Source organism: Kribbella monticola, from assembly GCF_003261635.1.
In the GTDB taxonomy this organism is placed as follows: domain Bacteria; phylum Actinomycetota; class Actinomycetes; order Propionibacteriales; family Kribbellaceae; genus Kribbella; species Kribbella monticola.
In genome coordinates, this window is sequence record NZ_QFXK01000010.1 from 34,882 (window position 1) to 51,065 (window position 16,184).

The 16,184-nt window shown below is 67.2% G+C and carries 16 protein-coding genes; 7 read left to right on the plus strand and 9 right to left on the minus strand.

All coding sequences use genetic code 11. The features are described from left to right. Positions 1-74: 74 nt before the first annotated feature. Complete coding sequence (locus DIZ26_RS06245; RefSeq protein WP_112238717.1) at positions 75-1,094, plus strand: alpha/beta fold hydrolase; 1,020 nt, start codon at positions 75-77, stop codon at positions 1,092-1,094. Between the two features lie 72 nt (positions 1,095-1,166). On the opposite strand, the gene DIZ26_RS06250 is transcribed toward DIZ26_RS06245, so the two are convergent. Then, on the minus strand, positions 1,167-2,738 hold the full coding sequence (locus DIZ26_RS06250; protein ID WP_112238719.1) for a tannase/feruloyl esterase family alpha/beta hydrolase: 1,572 nt from the start codon (positions 2,736-2,738) through the stop codon (positions 1,167-1,169). Positions 2,739-2,886: 148 nt separating this feature from the next. On the opposite strand from DIZ26_RS06250, the gene DIZ26_RS06255 reads away from it, so the two are divergent. Then, positions 2,887-3,114, plus strand: a complete 228-nt coding sequence (locus DIZ26_RS06255; RefSeq protein WP_112238721.1) for a hypothetical protein — start codon at positions 2,887-2,889, stop codon at positions 3,112-3,114. 48 nt (positions 3,115-3,162) lie between these two features. On the opposite strand, the gene DIZ26_RS06260 is transcribed toward DIZ26_RS06255, so the two are convergent. Both DIZ26_RS06260 and DIZ26_RS06265 read right to left on the minus strand, forming a co-directional pair. Then, positions 3,163-3,837 carry a response regulator gene (locus tag DIZ26_RS06260; protein WP_112239100.1) on the minus strand — a complete coding sequence of 225 codons (675 nt, stop codon included), beginning with the start codon at positions 3,835-3,837 and terminating at the stop codon, positions 3,163-3,165. Beyond that, the gene (locus DIZ26_RS06265; RefSeq protein ID WP_157979604.1) at positions 3,834-4,997 is read right to left on the minus strand and encodes a sensor histidine kinase; all 1,164 of its coding nucleotides are present in this window, start codon (positions 4,995-4,997) and stop codon (positions 3,834-3,836) included. The genes DIZ26_RS06260 and DIZ26_RS06265 overlap by 4 nt, the downstream gene beginning before the upstream one ends. 154 nt (positions 4,998-5,151) lie before the next feature. Between DIZ26_RS06265 and DIZ26_RS06270 the strand changes: the two genes are divergently transcribed. Both DIZ26_RS06270 and DIZ26_RS06275 read left to right on the plus strand, forming a co-directional pair. Further along, positions 5,152-6,051, plus strand: coding sequence for an ABC transporter ATP-binding protein (locus DIZ26_RS06270; RefSeq protein ID WP_112238725.1), 900 nt, complete (start codon positions 5,152-5,154; stop codon positions 6,049-6,051). Beyond that, on the plus strand, positions 6,048-6,845 hold the full coding sequence (locus DIZ26_RS06275) for an ABC transporter permease (RefSeq protein WP_112238727.1): 798 nt from the start codon (positions 6,048-6,050) through the stop codon (positions 6,843-6,845). Before DIZ26_RS06270 ends, DIZ26_RS06275 begins: the two co-directional genes overlap by 4 nt. Positions 6,846-6,917: 72 nt before the next feature. On the opposite strand, the gene DIZ26_RS06280 is transcribed toward DIZ26_RS06275, so the two are convergent. The 4 genes from DIZ26_RS06280 to DIZ26_RS06295 form a co-directional block, all read right to left on the minus strand. Beyond that, entirely contained in the window at positions 6,918-8,513 is a 1,596-nt protein-coding gene (locus DIZ26_RS06280; RefSeq protein ID WP_112238729.1) for a DHA2 family efflux MFS transporter permease subunit, read from the minus strand. Between the two features lie 92 nt (positions 8,514-8,605). Further along, positions 8,606-9,436: a carbohydrate ABC transporter permease gene (locus tag DIZ26_RS06285; protein WP_112238731.1), complete on the minus strand. Its 831-nt coding sequence runs from the start codon at positions 9,434-9,436 to the stop codon at positions 8,606-8,608. A 3-nt stretch (positions 9,437-9,439) separates the two neighbouring features. Beyond that, the gene (locus tag DIZ26_RS06290; RefSeq protein WP_112238733.1) at positions 9,440-10,345 is read right to left on the minus strand and encodes a carbohydrate ABC transporter permease; all 906 of its coding nucleotides are present in this window, start codon (positions 10,343-10,345) and stop codon (positions 9,440-9,442) included. Next, positions 10,345-11,712: an extracellular solute-binding protein gene (locus DIZ26_RS06295; RefSeq protein WP_112238735.1), complete on the minus strand. Its 1,368-nt coding sequence runs from the start codon at positions 11,710-11,712 to the stop codon at positions 10,345-10,347. Before DIZ26_RS06295 ends, DIZ26_RS06290 begins: the two co-directional genes overlap by 1 nt. 128 nt (positions 11,713-11,840) lie before the next feature. Here DIZ26_RS06295 and DIZ26_RS06300 point away from each other — a divergent pair, with 128 nt between their 5' ends. After that, entirely contained in the window at positions 11,841-12,719 is an 879-nt protein-coding gene (locus tag DIZ26_RS06300; RefSeq protein ID WP_112238737.1) for a manganese catalase family protein, read from the plus strand. Here the strand turns inward: DIZ26_RS06300 and DIZ26_RS06305 are convergent. Both DIZ26_RS06305 and DIZ26_RS06310 read right to left on the minus strand, forming a co-directional pair. Further along, the gene (locus tag DIZ26_RS06305; protein ID WP_112238739.1) at positions 12,706-13,947 is read right to left on the minus strand and encodes an MFS transporter; all 1,242 of its coding nucleotides are present in this window, start codon (positions 13,945-13,947) and stop codon (positions 12,706-12,708) included. The genes DIZ26_RS06300 and DIZ26_RS06305 overlap by 14 nt on opposite strands. 116 nt (positions 13,948-14,063) lie before the next feature. After that, complete coding sequence (locus DIZ26_RS06310; RefSeq protein ID WP_198675938.1) at positions 14,064-14,522, minus strand: DUF4383 domain-containing protein; 459 nt, start codon at positions 14,520-14,522, stop codon at positions 14,064-14,066. Between the two features lie 229 nt (positions 14,523-14,751). Here DIZ26_RS06310 and DIZ26_RS06315 point away from each other — a divergent pair, with 229 nt between their 5' ends. Further along, complete coding sequence (locus tag DIZ26_RS06315) at positions 14,752-15,459, plus strand: ANTAR domain-containing protein (protein ID WP_112238743.1); 708 nt, start codon at positions 14,752-14,754, stop codon at positions 15,457-15,459. Continuing rightward, on the plus strand, positions 15,456-16,157 hold the full coding sequence (locus DIZ26_RS06320; RefSeq protein ID WP_112238745.1) for a GAF and ANTAR domain-containing protein: 702 nt from the start codon (positions 15,456-15,458) through the stop codon (positions 16,155-16,157). The genes DIZ26_RS06315 and DIZ26_RS06320 overlap by 4 nt, the downstream gene beginning before the upstream one ends. Positions 16,158-16,184 lie beyond the last annotated feature (27 nt).

Genomic DNA, 16,184 nt, shown 5'->3' on the forward strand with positions numbered 1-16,184 from the left:
GGCGCGGGCTCGGCGGCGGCCGGGGGAGTGTGGAGCTGAATCGAAACGTTCCTCACCAGCGGAAGGGTTTTCTCATGTCGACCAGCAGTTCCCACGGTCAAAGCCGGCGGCAGTTCCTGCGGACCACCGGGGTCGCGGCGCTTGCGGCAGGCGGGGTCCCAGCAGTGACAGCCGGCACCGCCTATGCGACCAAGGGTCGTCCGTTCGGGCCCGTGCGGCAGGTCGTGGCGGGTGTTCTCGATGTCGGGTACGTCGAGCTCGGGCCGGCGCGCGGTACACCCGTCGTACTGCTGCACGGCTTCCCGTACGACATCCACAGCTTCGAGCGGGTCGCGCCGCTGCTCGCCGCGCGCGGCTACCGCGTCATCGTGCCGTACCTGAGAGGCCACGGCAGTACGACGTTCCGCTCGGCGTCCACCCCGCGCCACGTCGACCAGGCCGCCTTCGCGCTCGACCTGCTCGCGCTGATGGACGTGCTCGGGATCGAACGCGCGGTACTGGCCGGCTTCGACTGGGGATCGCGGACCGCGGACATCGTCGCCGCGTTGTGGCCGGAGCGGGTCAAAGCGCTGGTGTCGGTGACCGGCTATCTGATTACCAATCTGGCGGCGAACCTGATGCCGCTCCCGCCCGCGGCCGAGAACGCCTGGTGGTACCAGTACTACTTCGCCACCGAGCGAGGGGCGAAAGGGCTGCACCTGTACAAGCGCGAACTCGGTGAATTCATCTGGAAGTTCAACTCACCGACGTGGAACTTCGCCGCCTCTACTTACGAACGCACCGCGGCCGCCTTCGACAACCCGGACTACGAAGCCATTGTCATCGGCAACTATCGGTGGCGGCAGAGCCTGCTGCCACCCGAGCCGGAGTACGCCGCGCTGGAAGCCGAGCTCCAGAACGCCCCGAAGATCGCGGTGCCGACGATCACCGTCGACGGCAAGCACGACCCGTTCACGCCCGCCGGCAACGGCAGTTCGTACCGCGACCACTTCACCGGCAAGTACCAGCACCGCACCTTCGACGTCGGCCACAACGTCCCCCAAGAGGCCCCGCACGACTTCGCGCGTGCAGTGATCGACGCCGATCGCCTCTGACGAAATCGCCTTGTTCTGCAGGGAAAGGCGACGGCCCCGGATCATCGTCCGGGGCCGTCGCTGCGCAGTTGGTCAGGGCGTGATGCAGTGGGAGTTGTGGCTGACCATCGGATAGCGGCAGATGTCGCGGGTGGTCGTGCCGTCCGGCGATGTCACCGGCAGGGTGGCCGGTGCTTCACCCTTCTCGACCCAGTTGACCAAGGCGTCGAGGTCGGCGCCCGGATCGACCAGGGGACCGGTGCTGTAGAGCTTCGTGCCGCAGTGATCGACACCCGGCAGCAGGAACAGCCGGTAGAAGTCGTCCACGCGCTTGGTTCCGCCGAAGAAGGCGTCGACCTGCCGGCGGTAGTGGACGGTGCCTAGGGTCGGGATCAGCTGGTCGGACTGACCGTGCCAGGTCAGCAGCTTGCCGCCGGCCTTGGCGAACTTCGACAGGTTGGGGTTGTTGTCGGCGATGACAGCGTCGTACTGCGTGGTCGCCGAGGTGAACAGTCGCTCGAAGGACGCGTAGGTGAGCTTGGTGCTGTCGAACGACGGGTTCTTCGTCACGAAGTACTTGGCCCACTGGTCCGGAACGGTGAACGGCTTGTTGTAAGAGGCAATGAAGTCGAAGGACGAGCCCTTGTTCTGGCCGAACCAGAGCTTCCTGCCCCACGGCGTGACCGGGCCGGCCCAGAGCTTGTTGACAGCGACGGCGAGCGCCTTGCTGATGGTGAGTTCCTTGCCGTCGCAGAGCACCTTCGTGCCGATCAGCCGACGCGTGTCCCAGGTGCAGTTCGACGGGTTGTCGATGACGCCGTCCTTGACCCCGTCGAGAGGATCACAGGCAGCCACCGCGGCGTTGGTGAACGCGTCCAGTTCGCACTTGGTCGGTGCGACGTGCTCCTCGTTGAAGACCGCTTGCGACCACAGAGTGGCGATCTCGAACCGGTTCCAGTCGACCGCGGGCGCGTTGGCGAGGATGCCCTGGAAGTCGGTCGGGTAGTACTCGGCTTCGGCGTACCCCTGGCGGCCGCCGGTCGAGCAACCCGTGAAGTACGAGTAGCTCGCGGCGCGCTGGTAGAACTTCGCCGTCACGTCCTTGCCGATCACGGCGAGGTCGTGCACCGAGCGGGACGCGAAGTCGGTGAGCAGACCGGTATTGGTCTTGCCGTCCGCGGTGAGCCCCCAACTGGCGTCGAGGCCGTCCTTGACGCCCGCGTCGGTGGCCGCGCCGACGTACCCCTTCTTGACGGCGCCGATCAGCGGGATGCTGAGTTCGCTGATGTCGCCGGCCGAGTAGCCGCTGCCGCCGGTCGCCTGGAACCGGCCGTTCCAGTTGTTCGGGTCCTGGGGGAGGGAGATCTTGACGGTGACGGTGTCGTTCGCGCCGGGATGGGTCACGACGACGCGGACGTCACACCAGGCCGGTACGTCGGTGATCGGGTCGGCGGGTGGGTAGGCGTTCGGGAAGGTGAAGTCGCCGCCCGGCCTGGCCACGGCGTCGACCGACACCACCTTCGTGCCGGAAGGCGCGGCGACCGGGACGGGGGAGCAGGTTGTCGTAGCGGCGGTGTTGTCGGCCGCGGCACTGGACGCTACGGGAAGGATGATCGCGGCGGCGGGCACCACCGCAGCGATCAGCATGATCAGGGGTCGCTTCATGCCCGCATCCTGACCCGTCAACGACTCCCGTCGCCCCTGTGAGAATCACTGGCCCGCACCCTGGGCACTGCTCCTGGCCGGTCGCTGAGCCGTCGACGGCGATGGCCGGGGCAGGCGGACGCTGGGGATTAGGGGCATACTGGGGTTGATGGAGCCCTCCCGCGCGACGACGCGTCGTCACCTGTCCACGAGTCCCTTCAAGCCTCGGGTGCCCGAGCCGGTCAAGACCTTCGAAGAAGGTGACCGGGTCTCCCACGACAAGGAGGGCCTCGGGCGGATCACCGCCGTCGAGGGCACCCACGCGGTCGTCGTCGACCTCGGTGGCGGCAGGTTGCTGCGCGTAGTCTCCCCGTTCGACAAACTCCACCTTCTCTGACATCGCGTCGCCGGAGTCGCGGAGTACCGCGCCGGGCGATGAAGCCGGTCAGAGCAGGCCGGCGTCGTGGAGGCGGTTGGCGATCTGGACCCGGTTGGTGGCCGCGAACTTGACCATGATGCGGGAGACGTGTGCCTTGACCGTCGCCATGCTGAGGTAGAGCTCCGCGGCGATCTGGGCGTTCGCCTTCCCTTCGCCGACGGCGATGGCCACCTCGCGTTCGCGGTCGGTGAGGGTCCCGGTCAGAGCCTGCGCGTCGAGGGCTCGCCGCGGTTCCGGGTCGGTCTCCCGCAACCGAGCGATCAGCTGGGCGGTCACGCTGGGGGAGAGCATGTGGTCGCCGGCCGCCACCTTGTGGACGGCCGCGACGATCTCTGCGGGTGGGGTGTGCTTGAGCAGGAACCCACTCGCGCCATCGCGAAGCGCACGTAGTACGTAGTCGTCGGCGTCGAAGGTCGTCAGCACGATCACCTTGGGTGGCGCCGGCCGGCTCATCAGCCGGCTGAGCGCCTCGAGACCGTCCAGGCGCGGCATCCGGATGTCCAGCAGTACGACGTCCGGCGCCACCCGCGCGACCAGGTCGAGCCCGGCCTGACCGTCGTCCGCTTCGCCGGCCAGCTCGATCCCGGCGTCGTCGCGCAGGATCATCGCGAGGGCGGTCCGTACCAGCGCGTCGTCGTCGACGATCACGACGCGGATCGGGTCACCGGCAGCTTCGGTCATGCCGGCCACGGTAGCCAGGCGCGGACCACGAAGTCTCCATCGGCGCTCGTGTGCTCGAGGCGGCCACCGATCAGTTCGGCGCGCTCGGTGAGCCCGAGCAGGCCGAGACCCGAGCCGGGCGTAGTAGTCACCGCGGCGCCAAGTCGCAGCGGATTGCGTACCTCCAGCATCAGCTGCCCACCCGGCCGCCCGCTCAGCGTGACGTCGACGGCCGTGTCCGGTGCGTGCTTACGGGCATTGGTCAAGCTTTCCTGGACCATCCTGTACGCGTTGCGGCCGACCGCCTCGGGCGCGTCAGCCAGGTTCTCGATCTGGTTGTGCAGCCGGACTCTCGCGCCCGATCCGGTGGCCTCCCGGACCAGCGCCGGCAGGTCGACGAGCGTCGGTTGCGGCGGCTCCGGTGGCGCGTCCGGTTCGAGCGTCCGCAGTACGCCGAGGATCTCGTGCAGATCGTCGAGGGCTCGATGGGCGCTCTGCCGGGTGATTGCCGCCGCGTTGGCCACTTCGTCGTCGCTCAGACTGCGGCAGTACTCCAGTGCGCCCGCGTGCAACGCGACCAGCGACAGGCGATGGGCCAGTACGTCGTGCATCTCTCGCGCGATCCGGGCCCGCTCGGTGACGTGGGCCTGCTGGACGCGCAGATCCTGCTCGCGTTCGGCGCGATCGGCTCGCTCGCGCAGCGTTGCGAGGAGGTCTCGCCGAGCCCCGACATACATGCCGATCGCGATGACCGCGCTCACAAAGACCAGGGTGAACGTCACCGAGATCGCCAGGCCCTCCTGGCCGGGCTGGGTCTCGAAGTACACGATCGAGGCGACCAGTCCCACCACCGCCAGCGGCACGATCTCGGGCCACTTCCGTCGCGTCGCCAGGGACAAGGCAGTGACGACCACCGCTCCCGATGCCGCGGACGAAAGGGCCCCGATCGCGCTCACCAGCAGGGCGACCGGCAACGGATAACGCCGGCGCCAGCGCATCAACACGACGCTGGCGACGCCGAGGCAGAGGTCGAAGACGAGATACGGCCGGAGGACCCAGTCGTAGGCGTTGGCGAGGGTTGCCACCCAGAAGACGGCGCCTGCGATGACGGCGAAGAGGTAGCGCCACCTCGACTGCCAACGGGTCAGCGGAGGTGGTGGCGCGGCTTCGTAGGCGTCCACGAGCTCACCGTACGGGACCTGGCCGTTCCGAGGCACAGACCGCGGTCGGGGGCCGACCCCCTACTACGGGCTACCCCGAGGTCTGGTCCGTGGTCTGCGGAGATGGCACTGCGACTGATGTGCGGAGGCTGCCCTCGGCGCCAGGCTCGACCTCATGATCACAGTCGAAGAACTCAGCAAGCGGTACGGCGCGTACCAGTCCGTCGACCGCGTCTCATTCCAGGCACGACCGGGATCCGTCACCGGGTTCCTCGGTCCCAACGGAGCCGGCAAGTCGACCACGATGCGGATGATGACCGGCCTGACGCCGCCGTCCGGGGGCCGCAGCACGATCCTCGGTGTCCCGTACGCCGACCTGCCCAACCCGGGTCGCCATGTCGGCGTGCTTCTTGACGCCTCCGCCCAGCACGCCGGCCGCACCGGCCGCGAGATCCTCCGGCTCGGCGCGCTGTTGATGGGCCTTCACCGGCAACGGGTGGAGGAGTCGCTCGAGCTGGTCGGCCTGTCCGATGACGAGGGTGACCGCCGGGTCGGCAACTACTCCCTCGGCATGCGGCAGCGGCTCGGCATCGCCCACGCGCTGCTCGGCGATCCGCAGGTGCTGATCCTGGACGAACCCGCGAACGGCCTCGACCCGGCCGGTATCCACTGGATGCGCGGACTGCTGAAAGGCTTCGCGGACCGTGGCGGGACAGTCCTGCTGTCCTCGCACCTGCTGCACGAGATCGAGATCATCGCCGACCATCTGGTCGTCATCGGCCGCGGCGTGATCGTTGCCGACGGCACCAAAGCCGACCTTCTGGACGCCGCCGGAACCCTGGTCCGCGGGCTCGATCCGGCTGCCTTGGCGACCTGCCTCGACGCGGCCGGGCTCAGCTGTCGGCGCACCCACGACGGCGCGTACGTCGTACAGGCCACTCGGGAGCAGGTCGCCGCGGCCACCGCGCAGTACGGCGTTGTGGTGACCGAGTTGCGTGGCGCGGACGGCGCCGGACTCGAGGAAATGTTCTTGCAGCTCACCGCCGACGACGCACGAGAGAAGGTCACCGCATGAGTACCGCGACTTCGTCCGACCTGATGGTTTCCCCCGATCCGACGGTGACAGCCGTCCCGTTCAACCGCCTGCTGCGAGTCGAGCTGCGCAAGCTCGTCGACACCCGCGCAGGGTTCTGGCTGCTCATTTCCATCGGCTTGATCACGGTGGCGGTCATCGCCGTGTTCCTGTTCGTCGCCGATCCGGACCAGTTGACGTTCCTGAACTTCGTCGGTGCGGCCGCGACGCCGCAGAGCATCCTGCTTCCTGTGCTCGGGATTCTCGCGGTCACGGCCGAGTGGAGTCAGCGCACCGGCCTGGTCACCTTCACCCTCGAACCGAGCCGCCTGCGGATCGCCGTCGCCAAGCTGCTCGCCGTGACGCTGGTCGGGTTGGCAGCGGTGGTCGTCGCGCTCGGTGTGGCCGCGCTCAGCAACGTGGCCGGCATGGCGTTCCTGGACGGCGCCGGCACCTGGAACGTGGGCGCCGCCAACGTGCGCGACTTCTTCGCCCTGCAACTTATCGGCATCGTGCAAGGCTTCGCCTTCGGCATGCTGCTGATGAATACAGCGGCCGCGGTCGTCTTGTACTACGTACTCCCGATCGCCTGGAACCTCCTCTTCTCGATGGTCGACGCCCTCGGGAAGGTCGCCCCCTGGCTCGACCTCAACACCGCCATGGCCCCCACCTTCGCCCAGCAAACCCTCAACCCCACCGACTGGGCCCACATCGCGGTCTCCGGCACCCTCTGGGTCCTGATCCCCCTGGCCATCGGCGTAACCCGCCTACTCCACCACGAGGTCAAGTCCGCCTGACCCACCCGAGCCGGACAACTTGCGGGCCGCTCCGGTACGCCGTCGCGGCGGGCGGCGTACCGGAGGCGGTCGTCAGACGACTGCGGGTGGGACGTCGGTTTCGGCCAGGCGGTTTTCTTCGCGTTTGCGGGGGAGCATCAGGGCTGGGATCAGGGTGAGGGTGACGAGGACCCAAGCGACCCAGTAGGTGTGGGAGAACGCGGACGCGGCGTGGACCAGGCCGCGGGCGATGGCGGCGGGGTCGAGGTGCAGGGCAGCGATGTTGTCCGGGCGGGTGTTGGACAGGATCGCCGCCTGGGTTTCGCGTAGTCCGCCGCTCAGGCCGGGGATCTGCTGGGTGCCGGGGATGATCGGCGAGTCGTTGAGCTGGTTGGTCAGGATGACCGACATCGTCGCCACCCCGCAGGAGGACGCGATCTGCTGGCTGATGTTCAGCAGCGTCGAACCGCGGGCGACCTGGGCACCGTTCAAGGTCCGCAGGGCGGTGGTGAACAGCGGCATCATCGTCGCGCCCATCCCGAAACCCATCACGACCAGCATGACGATGATCAGCCCGTACGACGTGGTCGCGGTGATCTGGGTGAGGCCGAACATCCCCACCACGATCAGCGCGATCCCGACCGGCACGATCCGGCCCACCGGGATCTTGTCCACCAGCCGGCCTGCGATCGGCATGGTGACCATCGCACCGAGTCCCTGCGGCGCCACCAGCAGGCCCGCGTGCAGGGTCGACTCACCGCGGATCTGCTGGAAGTACGTCGGCACCAGCAGCAGGCCGCCGAAGAACGCCGCGGCGAACAGGAACATCGTGATGATCGAGACGGTGAGGTTGCGGTCGCGGAACAGCCGCAGGTCGAGCAGCGGGTGCTCCGGCCGGAACGAGTGCCAGACGAAGGTCGCCATCAGGACGACGCCGATCAGCATCGACACCCACACCCTCGGCGCGCCGAAGTCGCCGCCCTTGGCCGGCAGCGAGGAGACGCCGAAGAGGAACAGCGCGAGCCCGGGCGACATCAGCGCCACCCCGAGGAAGTCGAACGACTCCGAGCGCTCCGCGTGGTCGGGTGCCAGCGCGTACCACGCGTAGATCAGCGCGATCACCCCGAGCGGCACGTTGATCAGGAAGATCCAGTGCCAGCTCGCGACCTGGATCAGCCAGCCGCCGAGGATCGGGCCCAGGATCGGGCCGAGCAGCATCGGCACGCCGAGGATCGCCATCAGCCGGCCCATCCGGTGCGGTCCGGCGGCCCGGGTCATGATCGTCATACCGAGCGGCATCAGCATGCCGCCGCCCAGGCCCTGCAGGACCCGGAAGCCGATCAGCATGTCGATGCTCGACGCGGTCGCGCAGAGCGCGGATCCGGCGGTGAAGAGGAAGATCGCGGTCATGTAGAGCCGCTTGGTGCCGAACCGGTCGGCGGCCCAGCCGGTCAGCGGGATCACCGTCGCGAGCGCGAGCGTGTACGCCGTCACGGTCCAGGCCACGGTCGAGTAGGCGACCGGGCTCTGGGGTGAGCCGAAGGTGTCCTGGAAGGTCGGCAGGGCGACGTTCACCACGGTGATGTCGAGAATGGACATGATTGCCCCGAGCACCACGACACCGGCGATCTTCAGTACGGCAGCGTCGATGTGGTCGGGGTAGTCGGTTTGCGCAGCTGGCTGACTCACGGTTCTCCCCTCGGCAAGGATCCCAACGGGGCCGACATTACGCGCCCCCGTACCGCTGGGACGAGCATTTTCTTCGCCCGGCCCGAACCGGTTCAGCCCTTCTGCGCGGTGGTGGCGACCCCGTCGAGGATGTAGCGCTGGCCGAAGGCGAACAACACGATCATCGGTACGACGGCGATCACGCTCGCCGCGATCGCGATCTCCCACTCGTAGTGACCGGACAGCGCGAACGCGTCGATCAGCTGTTTCAGCCCGCGCGGCATCGTGAAGTACTCGGGCGTCTGCAGGTAGATCAGCGGTTTCATCAGGTCCGACCAGCTGGCCTTGAACTCGAACACGAACACGATCACCAGCGCCGGTTTGCACAGCGGGAAGGCGATCCGCCGGAACATCGACAGGTAGCCGCAACCGTCCACCCGGGCCGCCTCGAACAGTTCCCGCGGGATGCCGAGGAAGAACTGACGGAGCAGGAAGATGTAGAAGGCCGAGCCGAACAGGTTCTGCGCCCACAGCGGGATCTGGGTGTCGATCAGACCGAGCCGGTTCCAGATCAGGTAGACCGGGATCATCGTCACGGCGCCCGGCAGCATCATCGTCGACAACACGATGCCGAACAGCAGGTTGCGGCCGCGGAACCGGAAGTAGGCGAAGCCGAACGCGACCAGCGCGCTGGACAGTGTCACTGTGGCGGCGGCCATGAAGCCGACCGTCAGCGAGTTGACCAGCCACCGCAGTACCGGGGCCGCGTCCCACACCCGGACATAGTTCTGGGGCTGGAAGACCGCGGGAATCAGCCGGTTGTCGAACACCTGCGAACGCGGTTTGAGCGATGCGCTGATCAACCAGACCAGCGGATAGACGAACAGGAAGGTCGCGGCGATCAGGAGGGCCAGGAACGGCAGCCGGCGCCAGGGAATCGTCATACCTCAGCGCTCCCCGTGGTAGTAGACGTACCGGTTGCCGATCCGGACCTGAACGAAGGTGATGGCCAGGATGATCACGAAGAGCAGCCACGCCATCGCCGAGGCGAAGCCCATCTTGAAGAACTGGAAGGCGTTCTGGAACAGGTAGACCATGTAGACCAGTGACTCCTCCGACGCGGCGGCCTTCTGCTGCGGCCCGTAGAACATCGTGTACGCCTGGTCGAACATCTGCATCGCCGCGATCGTGTTGGTGATGACGGTGAAGAACAGCGCGCCCGAGATCATCGGCACGGTGATCCGGAAGAGCCGGGTGATCGGTCCGGCGCCGTCCAGTTCGGCCGCCTCGTACAACTGCCGCGGTACGCCGTTGAGCGCGGCGAGGTAGATCACCACGGTGCCGCCGAGTGTCCACAGACTGACGATCGCGAGCGACGGTTTCAGCCAGTTCGGGTCGGTGGTCCAGTTCGGGCCGTTGATCCCGAACCAGCCGAGAACCTTGTTCACCAGGCCTTGCTGGCCGTTCAGCAGCAGCAGGAACATCGCACCCGCGGCCACCGCGGGTGTCATCTCGGGCAGGTAGAACGCGGTCCGGAAGAACCCGCTCGCCCGACCCACCCGCTGCAGCATCAGCGCGAGCCCGAGAGCCGCGACAGTGCCCAGTGGTACGAACATCGCCGCGTACACGAAGGTGTTGCTCAGCGACTTCAGCACCCGCGGGTCGTCGAACAGCGCGCGATAGTTGTCGAAGCCGACCGGGTTGGGGCTCCGGATCATCTGGTAGTCGGTGAAGGACAGCACCAGGCTGGCGATCATCGGACCGGCCGTGAAGACCAGGAAGCCGACGACCCAGGGGAGGACGAAGAACCAGCCGGCCCGGTTCTCCCGGCGTACCAGCTCACTGCGCGGCATCAGCCCTGACTCGCCTTGTCGAAGGCCGCCTTGGCTTCGGTCTGCGCCGCGTCGAGCGCGGCCTGCGGCGTCGCCTTACCACCGAGCGCCTTGCCGACCGCGTTCTTCCAGGCCGCCTCGATCTCCGCCCCGGCCGGGGACGGATTGAGCGGCTTGGCCACGTCCAGGCTGGCGTAGTAGTTGCTGATCGCCTGGTCGAAGCCCGGATCGCCGCTGGGCTTCAGGTACTTCGCCTTGATCTGCTCGTCGGCGACCTTGTTGCCGGTGAACAAGCCGGTGAAGAACGTCTTGTCCTTGGCGACGGTCTGCATCCGGGCCTCGGCCGCCTTCTGCCAGGTGTCCACCGCGGTCAGGGTCTTGGCCCACTTGCAGGCCGCGTCCGGGTTCTTGGCGCCCTTCGGGACGACCCAGGCCGAGCCGCCCAGCGTACTGATCGGCTTGCCCTGGCGGTCGGTGAACATCGTCGACTGCAGCTTCAGCCCGTTGCGCCGGGAGTCGAGCAGCACGTTCAGGTACCAGTTCTCGATCGGCATCACCGCGAGCTGATCCTGGGTGAACTGGTTCTTCTCCCCGAAGATGTCGAAGGTGTCCCGGAAGGTCTTGAAGTTCGACCAACCGCCCTGGTCGTTGACCAGCTTGATCGCATATGTCAGCGCTTCGACGGCCTTGGGGTCGTTCAGGTTCGGCTCGCCGCCGGGCTTGATCAGCTCGACGCCGTTGTTCAGCGCCCAGAGCGGGAAGAAGTCGGGCATCCGGGGGTCGTAGCCGATCCGGGCCGGCCGGCCGTTCTTCGCCTTGTACAGCTTCTTCGCGGTCTGCTCCAGCTTGTCCCAGTCGGTGGTCTGGATATCGGCGGTCTGTACTCCGGTGGAGGCCAGTGCCGTGCTGTTGATCAGATTCACGGTGACGGTGTAGAACTCCGGGATGCCGTAGGTCTTGTCCTTGAGTTTGACCTCGTTCAGCGCGGCCTCGCGGTACTGGCCGGTGTCGATGTCGTTGTTCTTGATGCAATCGTCGAGCGGCAGGATCGCGCCCTTGGCGGCGTAGGTGCCGACCAGGTTGCGGGCCATGTAGACGACGTCCGGCGCATTGCCGCTGGAGACCGCGGTGAGGAACTGCTGGGCGTCGAAGTCGCCTTTGTTGTTCTTCACGGTCACGGACGGATAAGCGGCCTTGAAGGCCGCGATACGCGACTGCGCCACTTCGTCCTCACCGCTGAAACCCATCACATTAAGGGTTCCGGTGGGTGTCGAGCCGGCCGATCCCGCCTTGCCGCCGGCGTCGTCCTTGCTGCCGACCCCGGCGCAGGACGTGACGACCAATGCTCCGGCGGCAAGACCCGCCAACGCCCACCCTTTGTTTCTCATGGTTCCTCCCCAGTTCCGCAAACGTCATTTCGCGGCCCTGGTACCCAGGCGTAGTACCCGGCACGTTAATAGCGCCGCCGAGCGGGAACCTCGCGGATTCGCAGTTCGCCCGCTCACAGGAGGCAACGATGTTTTTCCACCGTCAGGAACTGCAGTTCAAATCGACCCCGGATCGCGCGGACGCGGTCTATGCGCGCAAGTTGCAGGAGGTGCTCGGCGGTCAGTACGGCGAGATCACCGTCGCGATGCAGTACATGTTCCAGGGCTGGAACATGCACACCCCGGGCAAGTACCGCGACCTGGTCTTCGGGGTCGGGGCCGAAGAGGTCGGCCATGTCGAGATGCTCGCCACGATGATCGCGCAACTGCTGGAGAAAGCGCCGCTCGGCATCACTGACGACGCCGTCCAGGACGACCCGACCGTCGCGGCCGTCATCGGCGGCACCGATATCCAGCAGGCGATCGTCGCCGGAGCCGGCGCCCGTGCCGTGGACAGCATGGGAAATCCCTGGCAGGGCAGCTACATCACCGCCAGCGGCAACCTGCTGGCGGACTTCCAGGCCAACGCCAATGCCGAGATGCAGGGCCGGGTGCAGGTCGCCAGGCTCTACCACATGACCGACGACCACGGCGTCCGCGACCTGCTCTCGTTCCTGCTCGCGCGCGACACCATGCACCAGAACATGTGGCTGGCGGCCGCCACCGAGTTGCGCGAGGAGGGCGCGGAACTTCTCCCGGTGCCGAGCAACTTCCCGCAGAACAAGGAATACACGGAGGTCTCGTACCAGTACCAGAACTTCAGCGACGGTCAGGCCGCGAGTGAAGGTTCCTGGGCGAAGGGGCCGACACCTGACGGCAACGGCGAGTTCACGTACCACGACGGACCCACCACCACCGCGCCGATGCCGGCCCCCACCCGGCCGGACGCGAGGTTCTACGGCACCACCGATCTGCCGAACTTGATGGAGAAGACGGCAGGCAAGGTCCAGGAGCTCAAGAAGGAGTGATCGTGACCTCTTCGGCAGTCCTGAACTGCCGAAGAGCCCGGTAAGCAGGCAGCGGGGAGAGCGCGGCGAGTGTCAAGGCGATCCACAACGTGGGCCGGATGCCGAACCACTCGCCAAGCACTCCGCCGAACAGAGCCCCGACCGGGAACAGCGCCATGATGAGCGTGCGCGCGCTGGCGTTCACCCGGCCGAGCAGTTCCGTGGGGCACAGCTGCTGGCGCAGGCTGACCGAACTGATGGCGTAGACGATCTGTCCGAGCTCACCGACCGCCGTGCCGAGCACGACCAGGCCCACTGACCACCCGGGCCGGGCCAGTGGTCCGAGCAACGCGATCGGCCCGGTCACCAGCAACGACAACCAGACGATCCGCGCCGACCCGAAGCGGTTCGCCCACCGGGGAGTGAGGGCTGCGCCGAGCATCGCGGTGACCGAACCGACCGCGAGCAGTACGCCGACCGCTGCCGGCGACAGTCGCAGGGTGCGCACCAGAAAGATGTAGTTCACAGCGGAGGCCACCGCGAAGGAGAAGTTCCCGACCGCACTGGTCACGGTCAAGGCCCGCAGTACGGGCGATCGGCTCAGGAATTCAAGGCCCTCTTTGATCTGTCCTCGTAGGCGGGTGTGCTCCTGCTGCGAGGTGGGCCGAGGTTCACGGACCTTGATCGCGAGCAGACAACCCGCGGAGACGGCCAGTGTGATCGCCTGGATCAGCAGGACGTTCGCGGAGCCGAGTCGCCCGACCAGCCAGCCACCGAGACCTGGTCCGGCGACCTGTCCGGAGGCCCGGACCGTTTCCATCGCTGAGTTCCCGGCGATCAGTCGCTGTTTGCCGACCACGTCGGGCAGGTAGCTCTGGTAGCCGACGTCGAAGAAGACCCGGGCCACGCCGATCAGCAGCGAGACCACGACGAGTTGAGTGATGGTGAGCATCCCGAGCCAGGCCATCACCGGGATCGAGGTCAACAGGGCCGCGCGGGACAGGTCACTGGCGACGAGGACCGGCCGGCGGCGTACCCGATCTATCCAGGCGCCGGCCGGCAGACCGATCACCGCGAAGGCCACGGTGCCGGCCGCGGTCACCAGACCGGCCTGCAGAGGCGAGGCCCGCAAGGTGGAGACGGCCAGCAGGGGGATGGCGATGCCACTGACCTGGGCACCGAACTGACTGGTCGTCTGCCCGAGCAGCAACCACTGGAAATCACGCCGGGAACGTGAGCCTTTCCGCACGACAACCTCCGGGACGAGTGAGGAACGAACCCCACCCGAAACGCCGAAAATCGTCGCTAGGGGAGGGGAACATTACCAGACCGCCGCGGAGGTTGCCGGCTCCGTGCAGGCGAGGATCAGTGCGCCGACCCCCTGGCCGCGACGGGCCGCCGGGACAGCACGAGACCCAGCAGGATCATCGCGACGCCGAGCAGGAAATGCAGCCAGTTGTCGGCCGTGTTGAGCGGTACGAAGTTGGCCGCGCTGGCCTGGTCGATCACCAGGCCGTAGACCCACAGCACCAGATAAACGATGCCGCCGCCGATCAGATAGTTACGCGCACCCGCGACGGACCTGGCCAGCAGGAGACCGACGATGCCGAAGAGCAGATGCACGATGTTGTGCAGGATCGAGACCTGGAACAGGCCCAGGAGTTCGGCGTCGGAATGGTGCCCGCCGAACATCATCGTGTCGTAGTTCGTCGTGATGCCCGGGATGAATCCGAGCACCCCGACGAGGAGGAATGCCAATGCGACCGCCACGGCTGCCTTTTGAACCGTGGTCCTGGTCATGTTTCGCGATGCAGCGTCAACCATGATGACGTCGTCCTTTCGCTGCAGCCGGTGATCAATTCACCGGCGCGATGCCGAGCGGCATCTGCCGGCCCCCAGTGCCCACCGGAATAGCTGCGATTCGTCGAACTTGTGCAATCCTCGGCCCGATTTCCCGCCGGCCGGACCGGCCCGTGGGATTGTGGAGGTTGGCGTCCGGTGCGGGACCCGGCCGGGACGGACAACAGGTTGGGGACGGACGAGGTGACGGCGGATGGGTGACCTGGATCGGACCACCCTGTTGGCCCGGCTGGCGAGATTGATCGCCGAGGACGACAACGACCTTCAGCTGGAGGCGCGCCTTTGCCGTGCCTACCTGGCGATGATGTCGGGGGACGGCGCGGCGCTCACGCTGTCCTACACGCAGCCCGAGCGGGTCACGCTTTGTACGACGGACGACCTGGCGGCGCGGCTGGAGGATCTGCAGGAGGTGCTCGGCGAGGGGCCGGGCCCGACGGCGTACGTGACCGAACAGATCGCGGTCGCCGACCTGCGGGCCGAGACCGGGCCGTGGCCGCTGTTCACCGAAGCCGCCCGCAAGGTCCCGGGCGCCGCGGTCCTCTACGCCGTACCGATCCGGCCGTGGAACGACGGGGTCATCGGGGTGCTGACGGTCCACCAGCAGACCATGGAACTGCCGGACGCGGGCCAGGCGCAGTTCCTCGCGAGCGCGATCGGCGCCGCCCTGGTCAAGGACCCGCCGGTCGAATTCTCCCTCGGCTCGGGGCCCTGGACGACTCGGTCGGAGATCCATCAGGCCACCGGCATGGTGGTGGCCCAGTTACGGATCAGCCCCGACGACGCGCTCGCGTTGCTGCGGGCGCACGCGTTCTCCCATGACATCAGCTTGGCAGCGGTGGCCGATCTCATCACCAGCCGGCACCTGCACTTCACCGACGACGCCGAAAGCGAGACTCCATGACTGCCGCTACCGCTTCACAAGCGTTCGTGGACGCCGCCGCGGCCATGGTCCAGCAAGACGACGTCACTGACACCTTGACCCGGCTACTGGCCGACTGCGCGAAGTTCACTGCCGCGGACGCGATCGGCCTCCTGGTCAAACATGAGGACGGCTCGCTGGAGATCCTGAGCGCCACCTCGCACCAGGCGGCCGAGCTCGAGCTCTACCAGCTCCAGCAGGACTCCGGACCGTGCGTCGACGTGGCTCAGGACGGCTCCGCGTTGTCGGTCGCCGTGGATGCGGAGCTCATCGAGCGCTGGGGCAAGGTCGGTGAGGCGATCATCGCCGCCGGCTACCACGCGGTCCATGCGGTTCCGCTGCGGTGGCACGGCCGGTTGATCGGTGCGATGAACGCCTTCCACAGTGCGCCGGAAACAGCCGACGGGGAGGCCCAACAGCTGACGCAGGCCTTCGCGGACATCGCCGCCGTGGTGATCATCCAGTCCGCCGAACTCAGCCCCGGTCAGCTCGACGAGCGGATCCGGGCCGCGCTGGCCGGACGGACGGTGATCGAGCAGGCCAAGGGCGTTCTCGCCCAGCTCTCGGGCGTCGACATGGGTGCCGCGTACGACCTGCTCGTCCAGCGAGCTGCCGACCGCGATGTCAGCCTGACTCAGGCCGCGAACGGGGTCATCGAGGACGCGCGCAAACGGTCATGATCAGTACGGCGCGGTATGCCGGAGAGC